The organism is Rhodococcus pyridinivorans (genome assembly GCF_900105195.1).
Taxonomy (GTDB): Bacteria; Actinomycetota; Actinomycetes; order Mycobacteriales; family Mycobacteriaceae; genus Rhodococcus; species Rhodococcus pyridinivorans.
On record NZ_FNRX01000002.1, the window covers coordinates 1697809 to 1713287 of the forward strand.

At 69.5% G+C, this 15479-nt stretch carries 14 protein-coding genes; 13 read left to right on the forward strand and 1 reads right to left on the reverse strand.

Annotated features, from left to right (window positions below; translation table 11 throughout):
* Nucleotides 1–17 precede the first annotated feature (17 nt).
* The 7 genes from BLV31_RS08400 (at nt 18) to mce1N (ending at nt 7290) form a co-directional block, all read left to right on the forward strand.
* Nucleotides 18–887 (forward strand): redox-sensing transcriptional repressor Rex, encoded by an 870-nt coding sequence (locus tag BLV31_RS08400; protein ID WP_019291201.1) that lies wholly within the window; start codon nt 18–20, stop codon nt 885–887.
* A complete protein-coding gene (locus BLV31_RS08405) occupies nt 884–2305 on the forward strand; it encodes a glutamyl-tRNA reductase (protein ID WP_024101721.1) in 1422 nt (473 codons plus the stop codon). The genes BLV31_RS08400 and BLV31_RS08405 overlap by 4 nt, the downstream gene beginning before the upstream one ends.
* A complete protein-coding gene (hemC, locus tag BLV31_RS08410) occupies nt 2302–3312 on the forward strand; it encodes a hydroxymethylbilane synthase (RefSeq protein WP_006552338.1) in 1011 nt (336 codons plus the stop codon). Before BLV31_RS08405 ends, hemC begins: the two co-directional genes overlap by 4 nt.
* A gap of 63 nt (nt 3313–3375) precedes the next feature.
* On the forward strand, nt 3376–4941 hold the full coding sequence (locus BLV31_RS08415; RefSeq protein WP_033096113.1) for a bifunctional uroporphyrinogen-III C-methyltransferase/uroporphyrinogen-III synthase: 1566 nt from the start codon (nt 3376–3378) through the stop codon (nt 4939–4941).
* An 86-nt stretch (nt 4942–5027) separates the two neighbouring features.
* Entirely contained in the window at nt 5028–6005 is a 978-nt protein-coding gene (hemB, locus tag BLV31_RS08420; RefSeq protein WP_064061977.1) for a porphobilinogen synthase, read from the forward strand.
* Between the two features lie 107 nt (nt 6006–6112).
* Nucleotides 6113–6535: a hypothetical protein gene (locus tag BLV31_RS08425; protein ID WP_228044622.1), complete on the forward strand. Its 423-nt coding sequence runs from the start codon at nt 6113–6115 to the stop codon at nt 6533–6535.
* 266 nt (nt 6536–6801) lie between these two features.
* Nucleotides 6802–7290 carry a transport-regulating membrane protein Mce1N gene (mce1N, locus tag BLV31_RS08430; RefSeq protein WP_006552334.1) on the forward strand — a complete coding sequence of 163 codons (489 nt, stop codon included), beginning with the start codon at nt 6802–6804 and terminating at the stop codon, nt 7288–7290.
* On the opposite strand, the gene BLV31_RS08435 is transcribed toward mce1N, so the two are convergent.
* Complete coding sequence (locus BLV31_RS08435; protein WP_064061976.1) at nt 7272–9218, reverse strand: acyl-CoA dehydrogenase family protein; 1947 nt, start codon at nt 9216–9218, stop codon at nt 7272–7274. The genes mce1N and BLV31_RS08435 overlap by 19 nt on opposite strands.
* Before the next feature lie 126 nt (nt 9219–9344).
* Here BLV31_RS08435 and hemL point away from each other — a divergent pair, with 126 nt between their 5' ends.
* The 6 genes from hemL (at nt 9345) to ccsB (ending at nt 15452) form a co-directional block, all read left to right on the forward strand.
* A complete protein-coding gene (gene hemL, locus BLV31_RS08440; protein WP_006552332.1) occupies nt 9345–10670 on the forward strand; it encodes a glutamate-1-semialdehyde 2,1-aminomutase in 1326 nt (441 codons plus the stop codon).
* 61 nt (nt 10671–10731) lie between these two features.
* Nucleotides 10732–11382 carry a histidine phosphatase family protein gene (locus BLV31_RS08445; RefSeq protein ID WP_006552331.1) on the forward strand — a complete coding sequence of 217 codons (651 nt, stop codon included), beginning with the start codon at nt 10732–10734 and terminating at the stop codon, nt 11380–11382.
* Nucleotides 11379–11984 (forward strand): TlpA disulfide reductase family protein, encoded by a 606-nt coding sequence (locus BLV31_RS08450; protein ID WP_006552330.1) that lies wholly within the window; start codon nt 11379–11381, stop codon nt 11982–11984. The genes BLV31_RS08445 and BLV31_RS08450 overlap by 4 nt, the downstream gene beginning before the upstream one ends.
* 2 nt (nt 11985–11986) lie before the next feature.
* Complete coding sequence (locus tag BLV31_RS08455) at nt 11987–12805, forward strand: cytochrome c biogenesis CcdA family protein (protein WP_060650691.1); 819 nt, start codon at nt 11987–11989, stop codon at nt 12803–12805.
* The gene (gene resB, locus BLV31_RS08460) at nt 12802–14469 is read left to right on the forward strand and encodes a cytochrome c biogenesis protein ResB (protein WP_019291208.1); all 1668 of its coding nucleotides are present in this window, start codon (nt 12802–12804) and stop codon (nt 14467–14469) included. The genes BLV31_RS08455 and resB overlap by 4 nt, the downstream gene beginning before the upstream one ends.
* Nucleotides 14469–15452 carry a c-type cytochrome biogenesis protein CcsB gene (gene ccsB, locus BLV31_RS08465; RefSeq protein WP_006552326.1) on the forward strand — a complete coding sequence of 328 codons (984 nt, stop codon included), beginning with the start codon at nt 14469–14471 and terminating at the stop codon, nt 15450–15452. Before resB ends, ccsB begins: the two co-directional genes overlap by 1 nt.
* Nucleotides 15453–15479 lie beyond the last annotated feature (27 nt).

The following is a 15479-nucleotide window of genomic DNA, read 5'->3' on the forward strand; positions in this document are numbered from 1 at the left end:
ACGAGGAGCCACGTACCGTGACGCAGTTGCACCCACCGCAGGGCGAGGACGCTCGCGGCACCGCCGAGTCCGGCGAGGGTGCCACTCCCACTCCTCCGGTCCGCGATATCCCACAGGCTACTGTGACGCGTCTCGCGACCTACCTCCGGGTCCTCGGTGCGTTCGCCGAAGCGGGCACTCTCATCGTCTCCAGTGAGGAACTCGCGGCCGCCGCCGGGGTCGGTTCGGCCAAACTGCGCAAGGATCTGTCCTTCCTCGGACCCAACGGAGTGCGCGGCGTCGGCTACGACGTCCTGCGCCTCCAGTCCCGCATCGAAGCAGCTCTCGGACTCGACCGGGGCCATCGCGTCGTGCTCGTCGGAGTTGGCAGCCTCGGCCGCGCCCTCGCCCGGTATCCGGGCTTCGACCGCCGCGGTTTCACGATGGCCGGACTCTTCGATTCCGATCCCGACGTGGTGGGCACACGTGTGGGCGATCTCGTCGTGCGTCACGTCGACGATCTCGAGAACGGAGCCCATGAACTCGGCGCGACCATCGGTGTCGTCGCCACCCCCGACGAGGCAGCACAGCAGGTGTGCGATCGGCTCGTGCTCGCAGGAGTGCGCAGCATCCTGAGCTTCGCTCCCGTCGAACTCGATGTCCCCGACCACGTCGAGATCCGACGCGTCGATCTGTCCGTCGAGATGCAGGTCCTGTCCTTCAACAGCACCCGCAACGGGGAGACCCCCCGGGCCGCGACCGCTGACGTTCGTCCTGCTGCCGGCGACGTACGCCCCGCCGGCATACCGCGGGTGTCCACCCGAAGCTCTGCTCGGCGTACCACAACAGGAAAGGCGGGTCCGATGGGCTCGGCCGCGACCAGAAACGGATCGGTGATCGCACCGTGAGTGTTCTCCTCGTCGGGATATCGCATAGGAGCGCACCGGTCCCGGTGCTCGAGAAGGTGGCGGTCACGGACACCGACCGCCCCAAGCTCACCGACAAGATGCTGGCGTCGGACAAGATCTCCGAAGCGATGATCGTCTCCACCTGCAACCGGGTGGAGATCTACGCGGTGGTCGACGCCTTCCACGGCGCGCTCGCCGCGGTCAGCGAACTGCTCGCCGAGCACTCGGGTCTGCCCGTCACCGAACTGCACAAGCACGCCTACGTCCGCTACAGCGAGGCCGCTGCCGAACACCTGTTCTCCGTCGCCAGCGGGCTCGACTCGATGGTCGTGGGGGAGCAGCAGATCCTCGGTCAGATCCGCACCGCCTACGCCGCCGCCGACGCTCAGCAGGCCGCCGGCCGCACCCTGCACGAACTCGCCCAGCAGGCGCTGCGCGTCGGCAAGCGGGTGCACTCGGAGACCGGCATCGACGCCGCCGGTGCATCCGTCGTGTCGGTCGCGCTCGACAAGGCCTCGAACTTCCTCGGAGGCGCCCTGAAGGGCCGCACCGCCGCGGTGATCGGTGCCGGCGCCATGGGTGGTCTCGCCGTCGCGCATCTCGTCCGGGCCGAGGTCGGCTCGATCGTCGTCGCCAACCGCACCCGCGACCGTGCCGAGCGACTCGCCGAGACCGCACAGGCCGCCGGTGTCGACGCCGAGGTCGTCGGATTCGACGATCTCGCGACCGCACTGAGCCGCGCCGACGTCGCCGTCACCTGCACCGGAGCCGTGGGCGCCGTCGTCACGCTCGCCGACGCGCACCGCGCACTCGCGCAGCCCGGCCGCGGCGAACGCCCCCTCGCGATCTGCGATCTCGGTCTGCCGCGCGACGTCGACACCGCCGTGGCCGGTCTTCCCGGTGTGCAGGTCTTCGACATGGAGTCGCTGCAGCGCGACCCGTCGGCCGGCGCCGCCGCGACCGACGCGGAGGCCGCCCGCACGATCGTCGCCGCCGAGCTGTCGCAGTACCTCACCGCGCAGCGACTCGCCGAGGTCACCCCCACCGTGACGGCACTGCGTCAGCGCGCCGCCGAAGTGGTCGAGGGCGAACTGATGCGCCTCGAATCGCGACTGCCCGATCTCGACGACGGCCAGCGCGGCGAGGTCGCCCGCACCGTGCGCCGGGTCGTCGACAAGCTCCTCCACGCACCGACGGTGCGCGTCAAGCAGCTCGCGTCGACGCCGGGAGGCGACCAGTACGCCGAGGCCCTGCGCGAGCTGTTCGAGCTGCGCCCGGGCTCGGTCGAGGCGGTCGCGACACCCACCAAGGATCTGAACTCGCTGACCGATCCCACCCTCTCGGGGGATCTGTCCGCCGCACTCGACCCCGCTGTCACCACCGAACTCCAGGCCTCACGAAAGGACGGCACCGCATGAGCACCGAAGCCGCATCGGTTTCCCGCGACGATGTTGCTCGGCAGGATCGTCCCCTGCGTATCGGTACCCGCGGCAGCGTGCTCGCCACGACCCAGGCCGGTACCGTGCGCGACGCACTGATTGCCGCCGGTCGCCCGGCAGAGCTCGTCATCATCACCACCAAGGGCGATGTGACGCCCGGCCCGGTGCAGCGCATCGGCGTCGGCGTGTTCACCGCCGAGCTGCGCGAGGCGCTGCTCGCAGGTGAGGTCGACGTCGCCGTGCACTCCTACAAGGACCTGCCGACCTTCCAGGATCCGCGCCTCGTCGTCGCGGCCGTCCCCGAGCGGGAGGACCCGCGCGACGCGCTCGTCGCCCGTGACGGACTCGTCCTCGGCGAGCTGCCGCCCGGCTCCAAGGTCGGTACCTCGGCGCCGCGCCGGCGGGCACAACTCGCTGCGCTCGGCCTGGGACTGCAGATCGAACCGCTGCGCGGCAACATCGACACCCGCATCGGCAAGGTCGACTCCGGCGAACTCGACGCGATCGTCATCGCGCGTGCCGGACTGTCGCGGATCGGACGCCTGGACCGGGTCACCGAGTCCCTCGAACCGGTGCAGATGCTGCCCGCGCCGTCGCAGGGTGCGCTCGCCGTGGAGTGCCGGTCGGACGATCCCGAGATGATCGAGCTGCTCGCCGGACTCGACCATGCGCCGAGCCGCGCCGCAGTCGTCGCGGAGCGCTCGCTGCTCGCCGAACTCGAAGCCGGATGCACCGCACCGGTGGGGGCGATCGCCGAGGTCGTCGAATCGCTCGACGACGACGGCCGGGTGATCGAGGAACTGTCGGTGCGCGGATGCGCCGCCGCCATGGACGGATCGGATGTGCTGCGAGCGAGCGCGGTGGGGGCGCCGGAGAAGGCCGAGGAACTCGGTCGCCGTGTCGCCCGCGAACTGCTCGACCTCGGTGCGCGCGAGCTCATGGTCGAGCACGGGGTCCTCCCCGAGACGAGACCTGCCGATGATTGACACAGCCGTCACCGTCACCCGATTTGCCCTTACCGCTGATTTGACCGCACTGGAGAATGACCGATGAGCCGAGTCCGTAAGCACAACCCCGGGCGCATCCTGTTCGTGGGATCGGGCCCGGGCGATCCTGCGCTGCTCACCGTGCGCGCGCGTGACGTGCTGGCGGGCGCCACGATCGCCTTCACCGACCCCGATGTAGACAAGGGTGTCGTGGCCCTCGTCGGTGTCGACCACGGCACCGACCCGGAGACCGGTGAGCCCGTCGCCGAGGTCCGTCCCGCGCTCGGCGAGCCCGCCGAGGTCGCCAAGACGCTCGTCGCCGAGGCGAAGGCCGGTCGCGACGTGGTGCGCCTCGTCGCGGGCGACCCGCTCACCACCGACTCGGTGATCGCCGAGGTCAACGCGGTCGCCCGCACCCAGGTGGTCTTCGAGGTCCTGCCGGGCCTGCCCGCCGGATCGTCCGTGCCGAGCTACGCCGGTATGGCGCTCGGCTCGTGCCACACCGAGGTCGACGTGCGCGGAGAGGTCGACTGGGCCGCGCTCGCCGCCGCCCCCGGCCCCCTCGTCCTCCATGCGACCTCCGGCCACCTCGCCGAGACCGCCAGCGCGCTGGTCGAACACGGCCTGGCGCCGCAGACCCCCGCCGCGATCACCGTGCGCGGCACCACCCGTCAGCAGCGCACCGTCGAGGCCACCCTCGCGACTCTGAACGACGCGGGTTCCGAGCTCGTCGGACCGCTCGTCGTCACCGTCGGCAAGGTCGTCTCGCACCGCAACAAGATGTCGTGGTGGGAGTCGCGCGCCCTGTACGGCTGGACCGTGCTCGTGCCCCGCACCAAGGATCAGGCCGGCGAGATGAGCGAGCGGCTCGTCACGCACGGCGCGATCCCGATGGAGGTGCCGACCATCGCGGTCGAGCCGCCGCGCAGTCCCGCGCAGATGGAACGCGCGGTCAAGGGCCTGGTCGACGGTCGCTACCAGTGGGTGGTGTTCACTTCCACCAACGCGGTGCGTGCGGTGTGGGAGAAGTTCGAGGCGTTCGGTCTCGACGCGCGCGCGTTCTCCGGCGTCAAGATCGCGTGCGTCGGTGAGGCCACCGCTGCGAAGGTGCGCTCGGTCGGCATCATCCCCGAGCTCGTGCCCAGCGGCGAACAGTCCAGCCTCGGCCTGCTCGCCGAGTTCGCCCCGTACGACGACGTCTTCGATCCGGTCAACCGGGTGCTGCTGCCGCGCGCCGACATCGCCACCGAGACCCTCGCCGAGGGTCTGCGCGAGCGCGGCTGGGAGATCGACGACGTCACCGCCTACCGCACCGTGCGTGCCGCTCCGCCGCCGGCCGCGACCCGCGAGATGATCAAGACCGGTGGTTTCGACGCGGTGTGCTTCACCTCGTCGTCGACGGTCCGCAATCTCGTGGGTATCGCCGGCAAGCCGCACGCCCGCACGATCGTCGCGTGTATCGGCCCGAAGACGGCCGAGACGGCGATCGAGTTCGGCCTGCGGGTGGACGTGCAGCCCGAGACCGCGCAGATCGGGCCCCTGGTCGACGCGCTCGCCGAGCACGCGGCCCGGCTCCGCGCGGAAGGCGCACTGCCTCCGCCGCGGAAGAAGTCCCGCGCCCGCCGCTGATCTCTGGTGATCCGATGATCCGTGCGCGGTCCCGGTAGTCGCCACTACCGGGGCCGCGCACGACCCGTATGGAAGGTGTTCTCCCCATGTTTCCCGACATCCGTCCCCGCCGGCTGCGCAGCACACCCGCCATCCGACGGCTCGTGGCAGAAACCTCCCTCGAACCCCGCCACCTCGTGCTCCCGATGTTCGTGGCCGACGGCCTCGACGAGCCGCGCGAGATCGCGTCGATGCCCGGGGTGTACCAGCACACCGCCGATTCGCTGCGCAAGGCCGCGGCCGCGGCCGTGTCCGCCGGTGTCGGCGGCCTGATGCTCTTCGGTGTGCCCAGCCCCGAGGACAAGGACGCCCGTGGTTCCGCGGCGAGCGATCCCGGCGGTGTGCTCAACCGCGCGCTGCGGTCGCTGCGCAGCGAACTCGGCGACTCCACGGTGATCATGGCCGACACCTGCCTCGACGAGTTCACCGATCACGGCCACTGCGGTGTGCTCACCGACACCGGCGTCGTCGACAACGACGCGACCCTCGAGCGTTACGCCGAGATGGCCGTCGCGCAGGCCGACGCCGGGGCGCACCTGCTCGGCCCGAGCGGCATGATGGACGGCCAGATCGGTTTCATCCGGTCCGCGCTGGACGAGGCCGGGCACACCGAGGTCGGTCAGCTCGCCTACTCCGCGAAATACGCCTCGGCGTTCTACGGTCCCTTCCGCGACGCCGTCGGCTCGTCCCTCGAGGGAGATCGCCGCACCTACCAGCAGGATCCGGCGAACCGTCGCGAGTCGCTGCACGAGGTGGACCTCGACCTCGCCGAGGGCGCCGACATGGTGATGGTCAAGCCGGCGATGTCGTACCTCGACGTGCTGCGCGAGGTGGCCGACCGCTCGCCCGTCCCGGTGGCCGCCTACCAGATCTCGGGGGAGTACTCGATGATCACCGCGGCCGCGCAGAAGGGCTGGATCGATCGCGATGCGGCGATCCTCGAATCGCTGGTCGGCATCCGGCGGGCCGGTGCGGACGTCGTCCTCACCTACTGGGCCGCCGAGGTCGCGGGTCGTCTGTCATGAGCTTCCCCGCACCTCCTGTCGGGCCCGGCCCCGCGGCGAATCGTCCCGTTCCCGGAGACGTCACGACGGCCCACCAATTGTGGTGCGGGGTACTCGCTCTCGCCGTCGTGAGTTTGGCGGCAAGTCTCGCCGATCTGCTGAGTCGACGCGAGGAACTGCTCGACCTCATGACCACGATGGCCGCCGAGCAGGCCATCGAGGGCGTCACCACGGAGCAGCTCGAGTCGGCGGTCCCGCTGCTGGTCGCGCTGACCGCCGGCATCGGCCTGGTGATCGTCGGACTGCTCTATCTGGTAGTCAGGCAGCTGTTGAAGGCCAAGAACTGGGCCCGGATGCTGCTGACCCTGCTCGGGGTGTTCATGTCGCTGTCGACCCTGCCCACCGTCTTCGGTGTGGGCGTCGGGGAGGGCGGCGCGGGGTGGATACTCGGTGTGGTGGGCATTCTGCAAGCCGTCGCGACCGTCGGAGCGATCGTGCTGATGCACCGGCGGGATGCCAACCGCTTCTTCCTGCGACTGCCGGAAGAATAGACGTACCACTCGGTTTCGTCCGGCGCGACCGAAGAGTACGGTGGGCTCACCATGTGGGCCGCACGGCCCTTTCCGTCGAGCGAAAAGGACGTCATGCAGGTGGAACCGCGGCCCTATGGGCGCCGTCGCGAATTGGTGTTGATCGCTCTCATCGCCCTCCTCGGACTGGTGACCACCGTGCTGCTGGTGATCCCCGGCGCGTTCGCCGCTTGACCGACCCGACGGCCCCCGATCCGGCGACCCCTGATCCGGCAACCCCTGATCCGATGGGCACCGACCCGGCCGGGCCGCTGTTCCACGAACCCGGAGCGCGCTGGCGCACGGTCGCCATCGGCCCGCTGGTCTGCGTCGTGGCCCTCGTCGTCGAACTGTTCACCGGCCCCGTCGTGCACTGGGTCGCGCTGCCGATCATCGCGATCGTGCTCGCCGGCTTTTCCTACGTGATGGTCGTGGCTGCTCGTCGGCACGTCAGCGTCGAGCTCACCTCCACGGTCCTGCGGCAGGGAACCGAGGAACTGCCGGTCGCCGAGATCGAGGCGGTGCTGCCGCCGCCACCGGACGACCGGCGCGATCCGGAACGCTGGGAGACCGCCCGAAGCCTCGGCGAACTGGCGGATGTGCCGCGCGGCCGCAAGCCTGTCGGACTGCGGCTCATCGGAGGAACGTTCGTGCGGGCGTGGGCGAAGGACGCCGACGAGCTGCGAGCACGGCTCGGCGAGCTCGTCGGCGAACCCGGTCAGACTGCGACGTCCTGAGGTGGGACGACCGCTCCCTCACGGTCGAGCATGGCCGAGCCGAGCAGGTAGTCGGGCACACCCAACCCGTCCACGAGCGTCAACGCGTGCGGACGCAGGCTGCGGCCCCGCTCGTTGATCCCGCGTGTGACGGCCTTGGCGCGTTCGACCGACAGCAGGCGGTGCTCCATGAACCACGCCTTGTCCTCGTCGATGATCGTCAGCGCGTAGAGATCGCACAGCTCCGACAGCAGGTCGCGGGCGGTCTCGTCCTTGCAGTCCTCGATCGCGGCGACGAACGCCTCGAGCACGACTCGGTCGATGTGCGCGCGGGCGGCGTGCAGAACGTGGTCCTGCACGAAGTTGAAGGCGTCGAACGGGTTGTCCTCACGCTTCATCGCGGCCTGCAGGCGCCGGGCCGCAGTGGACAGCAGGTACTGCTCACGGTCCTCGAACATCGTCACCTGGGTGCCGCGGTCGAAGAGGCTGCCGTCCTCCTCGTTGTCCTGGCGGGTGTCGACGATCGTCTGGATGATCTGCTGCGCCGCGGTGCGCTTCTTGACGATGTCGGAGATGGTGGTCGCGGCGAAGCGCATCCACTCCACCGGGCTCATGCCCTGCACCTCGTCGGCGTAGGCCGTGAGCAGTTCCTTCGCGACCAGCTGGGTCAGGACGTGGTTGTCGCCCTCGAAGGTCGTGAACACGTCCACGTCCGCGCGCAGCGCCGTCAGCCGGTTCTCGGCCATGTAGCCGGCACCACCGCACGCCTCGCGGCACTCCTGTATCGCCCGCGACGCGTGCCAGGTGTTGGCGGCCTTGAGGCCGGCCGCGCGACCCTCGAGTTCGCGCTGTTCCTGCGCGTCGAGTTCCTGCAACGACGTCGACTGCAGCCGGTGCATCGTCGTGAGCAGCTCGTTCTGGGCGAAGCCGAGCGCGTACGAGCGGGCGATCAGCGGGAGCAGGCGCCGCTGGTGGACGAGATAGTCCATGATCGGCACCTCGCCGTCGCGCCCGGGGGCGTCGAACTGGCGACGCTTCTCGGCGTAGCGGGTGGCGATGCTCAGCGCGACCCGCGCCGCCGCACCCGCCGAGCCGCCGACGGTGATGCGCCCGCGGACCAGCGTGCCGAGCATCGTGAAGAACCGTCGGCTCGGGTTGTCGATGTCCGAGGCGTAGGTGCCGTCCGGTTCGACGTCCGCGTACTTGTTGAGCAGGTTCTCCCGGGGGATGCGCACCTGGTCGAAGACGATGCGGCCGTTGTCGACACCCGGCAGGCCGCCCTTGTAACCGCAGTCGGAGGTCGTCACACCCGGCAGGTCGTTGCCGTCCTCGTCGCGGATCGGGACGACGAAACAGTGCACACCGTGCGTCTCACCCTGCGTGACGAGCTGCGCGAAGACGGCCGCGAACCGGGCGTGTTGCGCCGCGCCACCGATGTAGTCCTTGCGGGACGACGGGGTGGGGGAGTGGATCACGAACTCCTGGGTGTCCGGATCATAGGTCGCCGTGGTCTCGAGCGACTGCACGTCGCTGCCGTGGCCCGTCTCGGTCATCGCGAAGCAGCCGAGCACGTCGAGGTCGATGAGCTGCTTGACGTACTTCTCGTGGTGCCGCTCGGTGCCGAGGTTCTCGATGGCACCGCCGAACAGGCCCCACTGCACGCCCGCCTTGACCATCAGCGACAGGTCGGACATCGCGAGCATCTCGATGGATGCGACCGCGCCGCCCGCGTCGCCCGTGCCGCCGGACTCGACGGAGAAGCCCGCCGCGGCATAGCCGTGTTCGGCGAGGATGCGCATCTGCTCGAGCGTGATGGCGCGCGCCTTGTCGGTCTCGGGGGTGTAGTGCGGTGCAAACTTCTCGTGCGCGAGATCCTTGCGTGCGCGTTCGCGTGCTTCGTGCCACGCACCGTCGAGTGCGATGCGCAGGTGTTCGGCTGTCGTCGGCATGCCTCAAACGATAGGTGCGACAAGTCACTCACGGTGTCCCTTTTTCCTGGTAAGGGAGAAAAAACACATGAGGTTTGAGGAACACTGTTTTTGGCAAATCCCGCGAAACTACGGACACTGGAAGTCGTGACTGCGACCCCCGATGCTTCGTCCACCCACGACACTCGATCCGCCGCACTCTTCCACCGGGCATCGAAGGTGACACCGGGGGGCGTCAACTCTCCGGTCCGCGCGTTCGGATCGGTCGGCGGCAATCCTCCTTTCTTCGCATCGGGATCGGGTCCGCTGCTCACCGACGTCGACGGAAAAACCTACGTCGACCTGGTGTGTTCTTGGGGCCCGATGATTCTCGGGCACGCGCATCCGGCGGTCGTCGAGGCCGTCCGATCCACCGCGCCGGCGGGTCTGTCGTTCGGTGCCCCCACCGAGGGTGAGGTCGAACTCGCCGAGGAGATCGTCGCCCGCATCGCACCCGTCGAGCAGGTCCGGCTCGTCAACTCCGGCACCGAGGCGACGATGAGCGCCGTCCGTCTCGCGCGCGGATTCACCGGACGGTCGAAGATCGTGAAGTTCGCGGGTTGTTATCACGGTCACGTCGACGCGCTGCTCGCCGACGCCGGTTCCGGCCTCGCCACCTTCGGTCTGCCCACCTCGCCCGGCGTCACGGGCGCCCAGGCGGGCGACACCATCGTCGTCCCCTACAACGACCTCGCCGCCGTGCGCGCCGCCTTCGAGGCGAACCCCGGTGAGATCGCCGCGGTCATCACCGAGGCCGCCGCCGGCAACATGGGCACCGTCCCGCCGGTGTCCGGCTTCAACGAGGGCCTGCGCGAACTCACCCGTGAGCACGGCGCGCTGCTGATCATGGACGAGGTGATGACCGGCTTCCGCGCGAGCCCGACCGGCTGGCACGGCATCGACGGTGTCTCCGGCGACCTGATGACCTTCGGCAAGGTCATGAGCGGAGGTCTGCCCGCCGCGGCCTTCGGTGGCCGCGCCGACGTCATGGCCCATCTCGCCCCGAGCGGACCGGTCTACCAGGCCGGCACCCTGTCCGGTAATCCCGTCGCCGTGGCCGCCGGCCTCGCGAGCCTGCGTGCCGCCGACGCCGAGGTCTACGCCAACCTGGACCGCAACTCCGAGACCCTCGGGCGTCTGCTGGGGGAGGCACTCGCCGCCGAAGGGGTGCCGCACCGCGTCCAGAATGCCGGCACGCTGCTGAGCGTCTTCTTCACCGATGAGCCGGTGACGAACTACGAGCAGGCCAAGGCCGCGCAGACCTGGCGCTTCCCGGCCTTCTTCCACGCGCTGCTCGAGCGCGGCGTCTATGCACCCCCGAGTGCCTTCGAGACGTGGTTCGTCTCGTCCGCGCTCGACGACGACGCGTTCTCGCGGGTCGCCGACGCGCTGCCGCACGCCGCGCGCGCGGCCGCCGCGGCGACCGCGCCGTAGCACCGCTCTCCTGCCTGCCCAGCCCGATCCGCCCCTCCCACACCCCTCGAGGAACATCGACGTGACCGACGCCGCCCCGTCCGAGACCCGCACGATCGTGCACGTGCTCCGCCACGGAGAGGTCCACAACCCCTCCGGAATCCTCTACGGCCGCCTGTCCGGCTTCAAGCTGTCGGTGACCGGTGAGGCCCAGGCACGTGCGGTCGCGGCGTCGCTCGCCGACCACGACATCGCACACGTGGTCGCGTCCCCGCTCGAACGGGCCCAGCAGACCGCCGCCCCGATCGCGGAGAAGCACGGACTGCAGATCCGCACCGACGAGAACCTCATCGAGGCGGCCAACGACTTCGAGGGCTTGAAGGTCTCGGTCGGCGACGGTGCGCTCAGCCGCCCGCGCCACTGGTGGAAGCTGCGCGATCCGTTCACCCCTTCCTGGGGCGAGCCCTACCTGCAGATCGCCCACCGCATGCTCGCCGCCGTCCACGCGGCCCGCGTGGCCGCGGTGGGGCGGGAAGCGGTGTGCGTGAGCCACCAACTCCCGGTGTGGACGCTGCGCCGCTTCCTCGAGGGCGAGCGACTGTGGCACGACCCGCGTCGCCGCCAGTGCAGCCTCGCCTCGCTGACCTCCCTGGTCTACGAGGGTGACACCCTCGTCGACCTGGTCTACTCCGAGCCGGCCGGCGCCTCCGACCCGAACGTCCACGGCGCATGAGAAAGGTGTTCCGGGCGACGGTCGCCGCGATCTGCGGTGCCGTCCTTCTCACCTCCTGCGCCACCGGGGACGACGCCGTCGCCACCGGGGGAACGTTCGACTTCGTCTCGCCCGGCGGGCAGACCCGCATCTTCTACGACCCCCCGGCCGACCGGGGCACCCTCGGTGAGCTCACCGGCGAGGACCTCATGAACGAGGGCGAGACCATCTCCCTCGACGACTACGAGGGCCAGGTCGTCGTGCTCAACGTGTGGGGCCAGTGGTGCGCGCCGTGCCGCAGCGAAGCCGACGATCTCGAGGAGGTCTACGAGGCCACCAAAGATCTCGGGGTGCAGTTCCTCGGCATCAACGTCCGCGACAATCAGCGCGACAAGGCCCAGGACTTCGTCACCGACCAGCGGATCGGCTACCCGTCGATCTACGACCCGCCGATGCGGTCGCTGCTCGCCCTCGGCCGCAACTACCCGACCTCGGTCGTGCCGACGACGGTCGTCCTCGACCGTGAGCACCGCGTGGCTGCGGTCTACCTGACCGAACTGCTCGCCGAGGACCTGCAACCGGTCGTCGAACGGGTCGCGGCGGAACCGGATTCGGAGCAGTAACAGTGATCCTTGCGTCGGGTGTCGGGGAGACCTTCCAGAACGCGGCCCTGTCGGGTCCGCTGCTGCTGGCGATGGGCGCGTGCCTGCTCGCCGGTCTCGTCTCCTTCGCATCGCCGTGTGTCGTGCCGCTCGTTCCCGGCTATCTGTCCTACCTCGCCGGAGTGGTGGGAGCCGAAGCCCCCGCCGTCACCGCCGAGCAGGCCGGTGCCCGCACCACGACCGTCCGCAGCGACGGCCGCCTCCGGGTGGCCGGTGCCGCCGGGCTGTTCGTCCTCGGATTCACCGTGGTGTTCGTCCTCGCGACGGCCTCGGTGTTCGGGGCGATCTCCGCGCTCGCCGTCAACCGCGAACTGCTCATGCGGATCGGTGGGGTCGTCACCATCGTGATGGGTCTGGTCTTCATCGGTCTCATCCCGGCCTTGCAGCGCGACACGCGTCCGGCGCCCCGGCGCATCTCGAACCTTGCGGGAGCCCCGCTGCTCGGCGCGGTGTTCGCGCTCGGGTGGACCCCGTGCCTCGGTCCCACCCTCGCCGGCGTCATCTCGCTCGCGGCGGGCACCGAGGGCACCACCGCGGCACGCGGGGTGACGCTGATCGTCGCCTACTGCCTCGGCCTCGGGTTGCCGTTCGTCGTGCTCGCGCTCGGTTCGGCGCGGGCGCTGCGCGGGGTGGGCTGGCTGCGCACCCACGCGCGGACCGTGCAAATCGTCGGTGGCCTGATGCTCATGGCCGTCGGCATCGCTCTCGTCACCGGTGCGTGGGACCTGTTCGTGTCCTGGGTCCGTGACTCGTTCATCTCGGAAGTGACTCTGCCCGTATGACCGCGACACACACCCCGACCCCCGCACCGCAGCCGTCGCCTCCGCCGCGACAGGCCGCGTTCGGACGTGCCACGGCCTTCGTGCGGAACACCTGGCGCGGCCTGACGTCGATGCGGACCGCGCTGGTCCTGCTGTTCCTGCTCGCGCTCGCCGCGATCCCGGGCGCACTCCTGCCGCAGCGCAGCCTCAACACCCAGAAGGTCGACGAGTACATCGCGGCCCGGCCGACGCTCGGACCGATCATGGACCGCTTCGAGCTGTTCGACGTCTTCGGAAGCTTCTGGTTCACCGCCGTCTACGTGCTGCTGTTCGTCTCTCTGGTCGGCTGCATCCTGCCGCGCTGCGTCGAGCACTTCCACGCCCTGCGCACCCCGCCGGTCGCCGCGCCGCGCAACCTGCAGCGCCTGCCGCACCACACACAGACGATGGTGGCCGAGGCCCCCGCCGACGCCCTCGACCGGATCCAGAAAGAGCTGCGCGGTTGGAAGGTCGTGCGCCGCGAGGGCGGTGCCCGCGGGCGTGACGGCGAGGTGACCCTGTCCGCCGAGAAGGGTTATCTGCGCGAGGCCGGCAACCTGGTCTTCCACATCTCCCTCGTCGGGCTGCTCGTCGCCGTCGCCGCCGGCAAGCTCTTCGGTTACGAGGGGCAGCGCATCCTGGTCGCGAACGGTGAGGAGTTCTGCACCACCTCGCCCGCCTCCTTCGACTCGTTCCGCGCCGGCAGCACGCTCGACGGCACCGGTCTGAACCCCATGTGCGTGCGGGTGAACACCTTCGTCGCCGACTATCTCGACAACGGCCAGGCCGAGATGTTCACCTCCGACATCGAGTACCAGTACGGCGACGACCTCGTCACGAACACCTGGCGCGACGCGCAATTGAAGGTCAACCATCCGCTGCGGGTCGGCAGCGACCGCGTGTACCTACAGGGTCACGGTTACGCCCCGACCTTCACGGTCACCTGGCCGAACGGCGAGACCCGCACCGAAACGATGCAGTGGGCGCCCGACGACGCGACGACCTTCCTCAGCAGCGGCGCCATGCGCTTCGACCCGCCCGGTGGCATGTACCCCGACGCCGACGAGCGCCGGAAGAACCAGATCGCGATCGAGGGACTGTTCGCGCCGACGGCGTCCTTCCACGGCACGCTGCTCACATCGATCTTCCCCGCCCTGACGGACCCGGCTGTCGCCATCGACATCTACAAGGGCGACTCCGGTCTCGACACCGGCAACCCGCAGTCGCTGTTCTCGCTCAACAAGGAACTGATCAATCAGGGACGCCTCGTGAAGCAGGATCGTGTCAACCTGCGTCCGGGGGAGAGCGTGACGCTCGCCGACGGCACCGAGGTGCGATTCGACAAGGCCACCGACTTCGTCAACCTGCAGGTCTCCCACGACCCGGCTCAGCAGTGGGTGCTGGTCGCGGCGATCTTCATGATGGGCGGACTGCTCGTGTCGCTGCTGGTCAAACGACGCAGAGTGTGGGCACGCGCGTACCCGGACGGTACAGTGAGCGACGGCGAACGACGGACCGTAGTAGAGCTCGGCGGTCTCGCACGAACCGATCAGGCCGGATGGGGAGACGAGTTCGACCGACTGGTCGAGCGCCTTCTCGGCGACGATGCACCCTCCGCCCCGGCGGCACAGGAGAAGAAGAACTGATGACAGAGAACGACACCCTCGCGCAGTACAGCGACTGGGCCTTCGAATCGGCGTTCGCGGTGCTCGTGCTGGCTCTGCTGCTGCTCATCGCCGAGTACGCGACCCACCGGGCCGACGTCGTGGCGGAACGGGAGCGCGAACTCGTGGCCGCCGGAAGGCAGCAGGCCCCCGCCGAGCGCGCGACCGGGCCGGGACGGATCGACCAGACGCCGAAGCGCACCGTGTCGCAGCGTCTCGGCAACATGGGACGCGCGCTCGTCGTCGTGGTCGCGGGCCTGCAGCTCGCCTCGATCGTCCTGCGTGGGCTGGCCACCGAGCGGTTCCCGCTCGGCAACATGTACGAGTTCGTCTCGATGGCGTGCACCGCCGCGGTGATCTTCGGGCTGATCGTCCTCCGCAAGCCGGCCTACCGGATCATGTGGGTGTACCTGGTGGTCCCCGTATTGATCCTCATGTTCCTCGCGGCGACGGTGTTGTATGCCGACGCCGCTCCCGTGGTGCCGGCCCTCCGATCGTTCTGGCTGCCGATCCACGTGACGATCATCAGCGTCGGCAGCGGCATCTTCCTCGTCTCGGGTGTCGCGAGCGTGCTGTTCCTGCTGCGCATCCGCTTCCCGAAGGGCGAGGAGCGCAGCGGTGTGTTCGCGGCGATCGCCGAGCGGCTGCCCGACGCTCAGACCCTCGACCGGCTCGCCTACCGCACCACGATCATCGGCTTCCCGCTGTTCGGCGCCGGCATCATCCTCGGGGCAATCTGGGCCGAGGCGGCGTGGGGACGCTTCTGGGGCTGGGACCCGAAAGAGACGGTCTCGTTCATCTCGTGGGTCATCTACGCCGCCTATCTGCATGCGCGTGCGACCTCCGGCTGGCGGAACACCCGCGCAGCGTGGATCAACATCGTCGGCTTCGTCACGGTGCTGTTCAACCTGTTCATCATCAACATGGTCGTGTCGGGCCTGCACTCGTACGCCGGGCTCAACTGAGGCTGCTATCGTCGCGCCGTCGTCCGT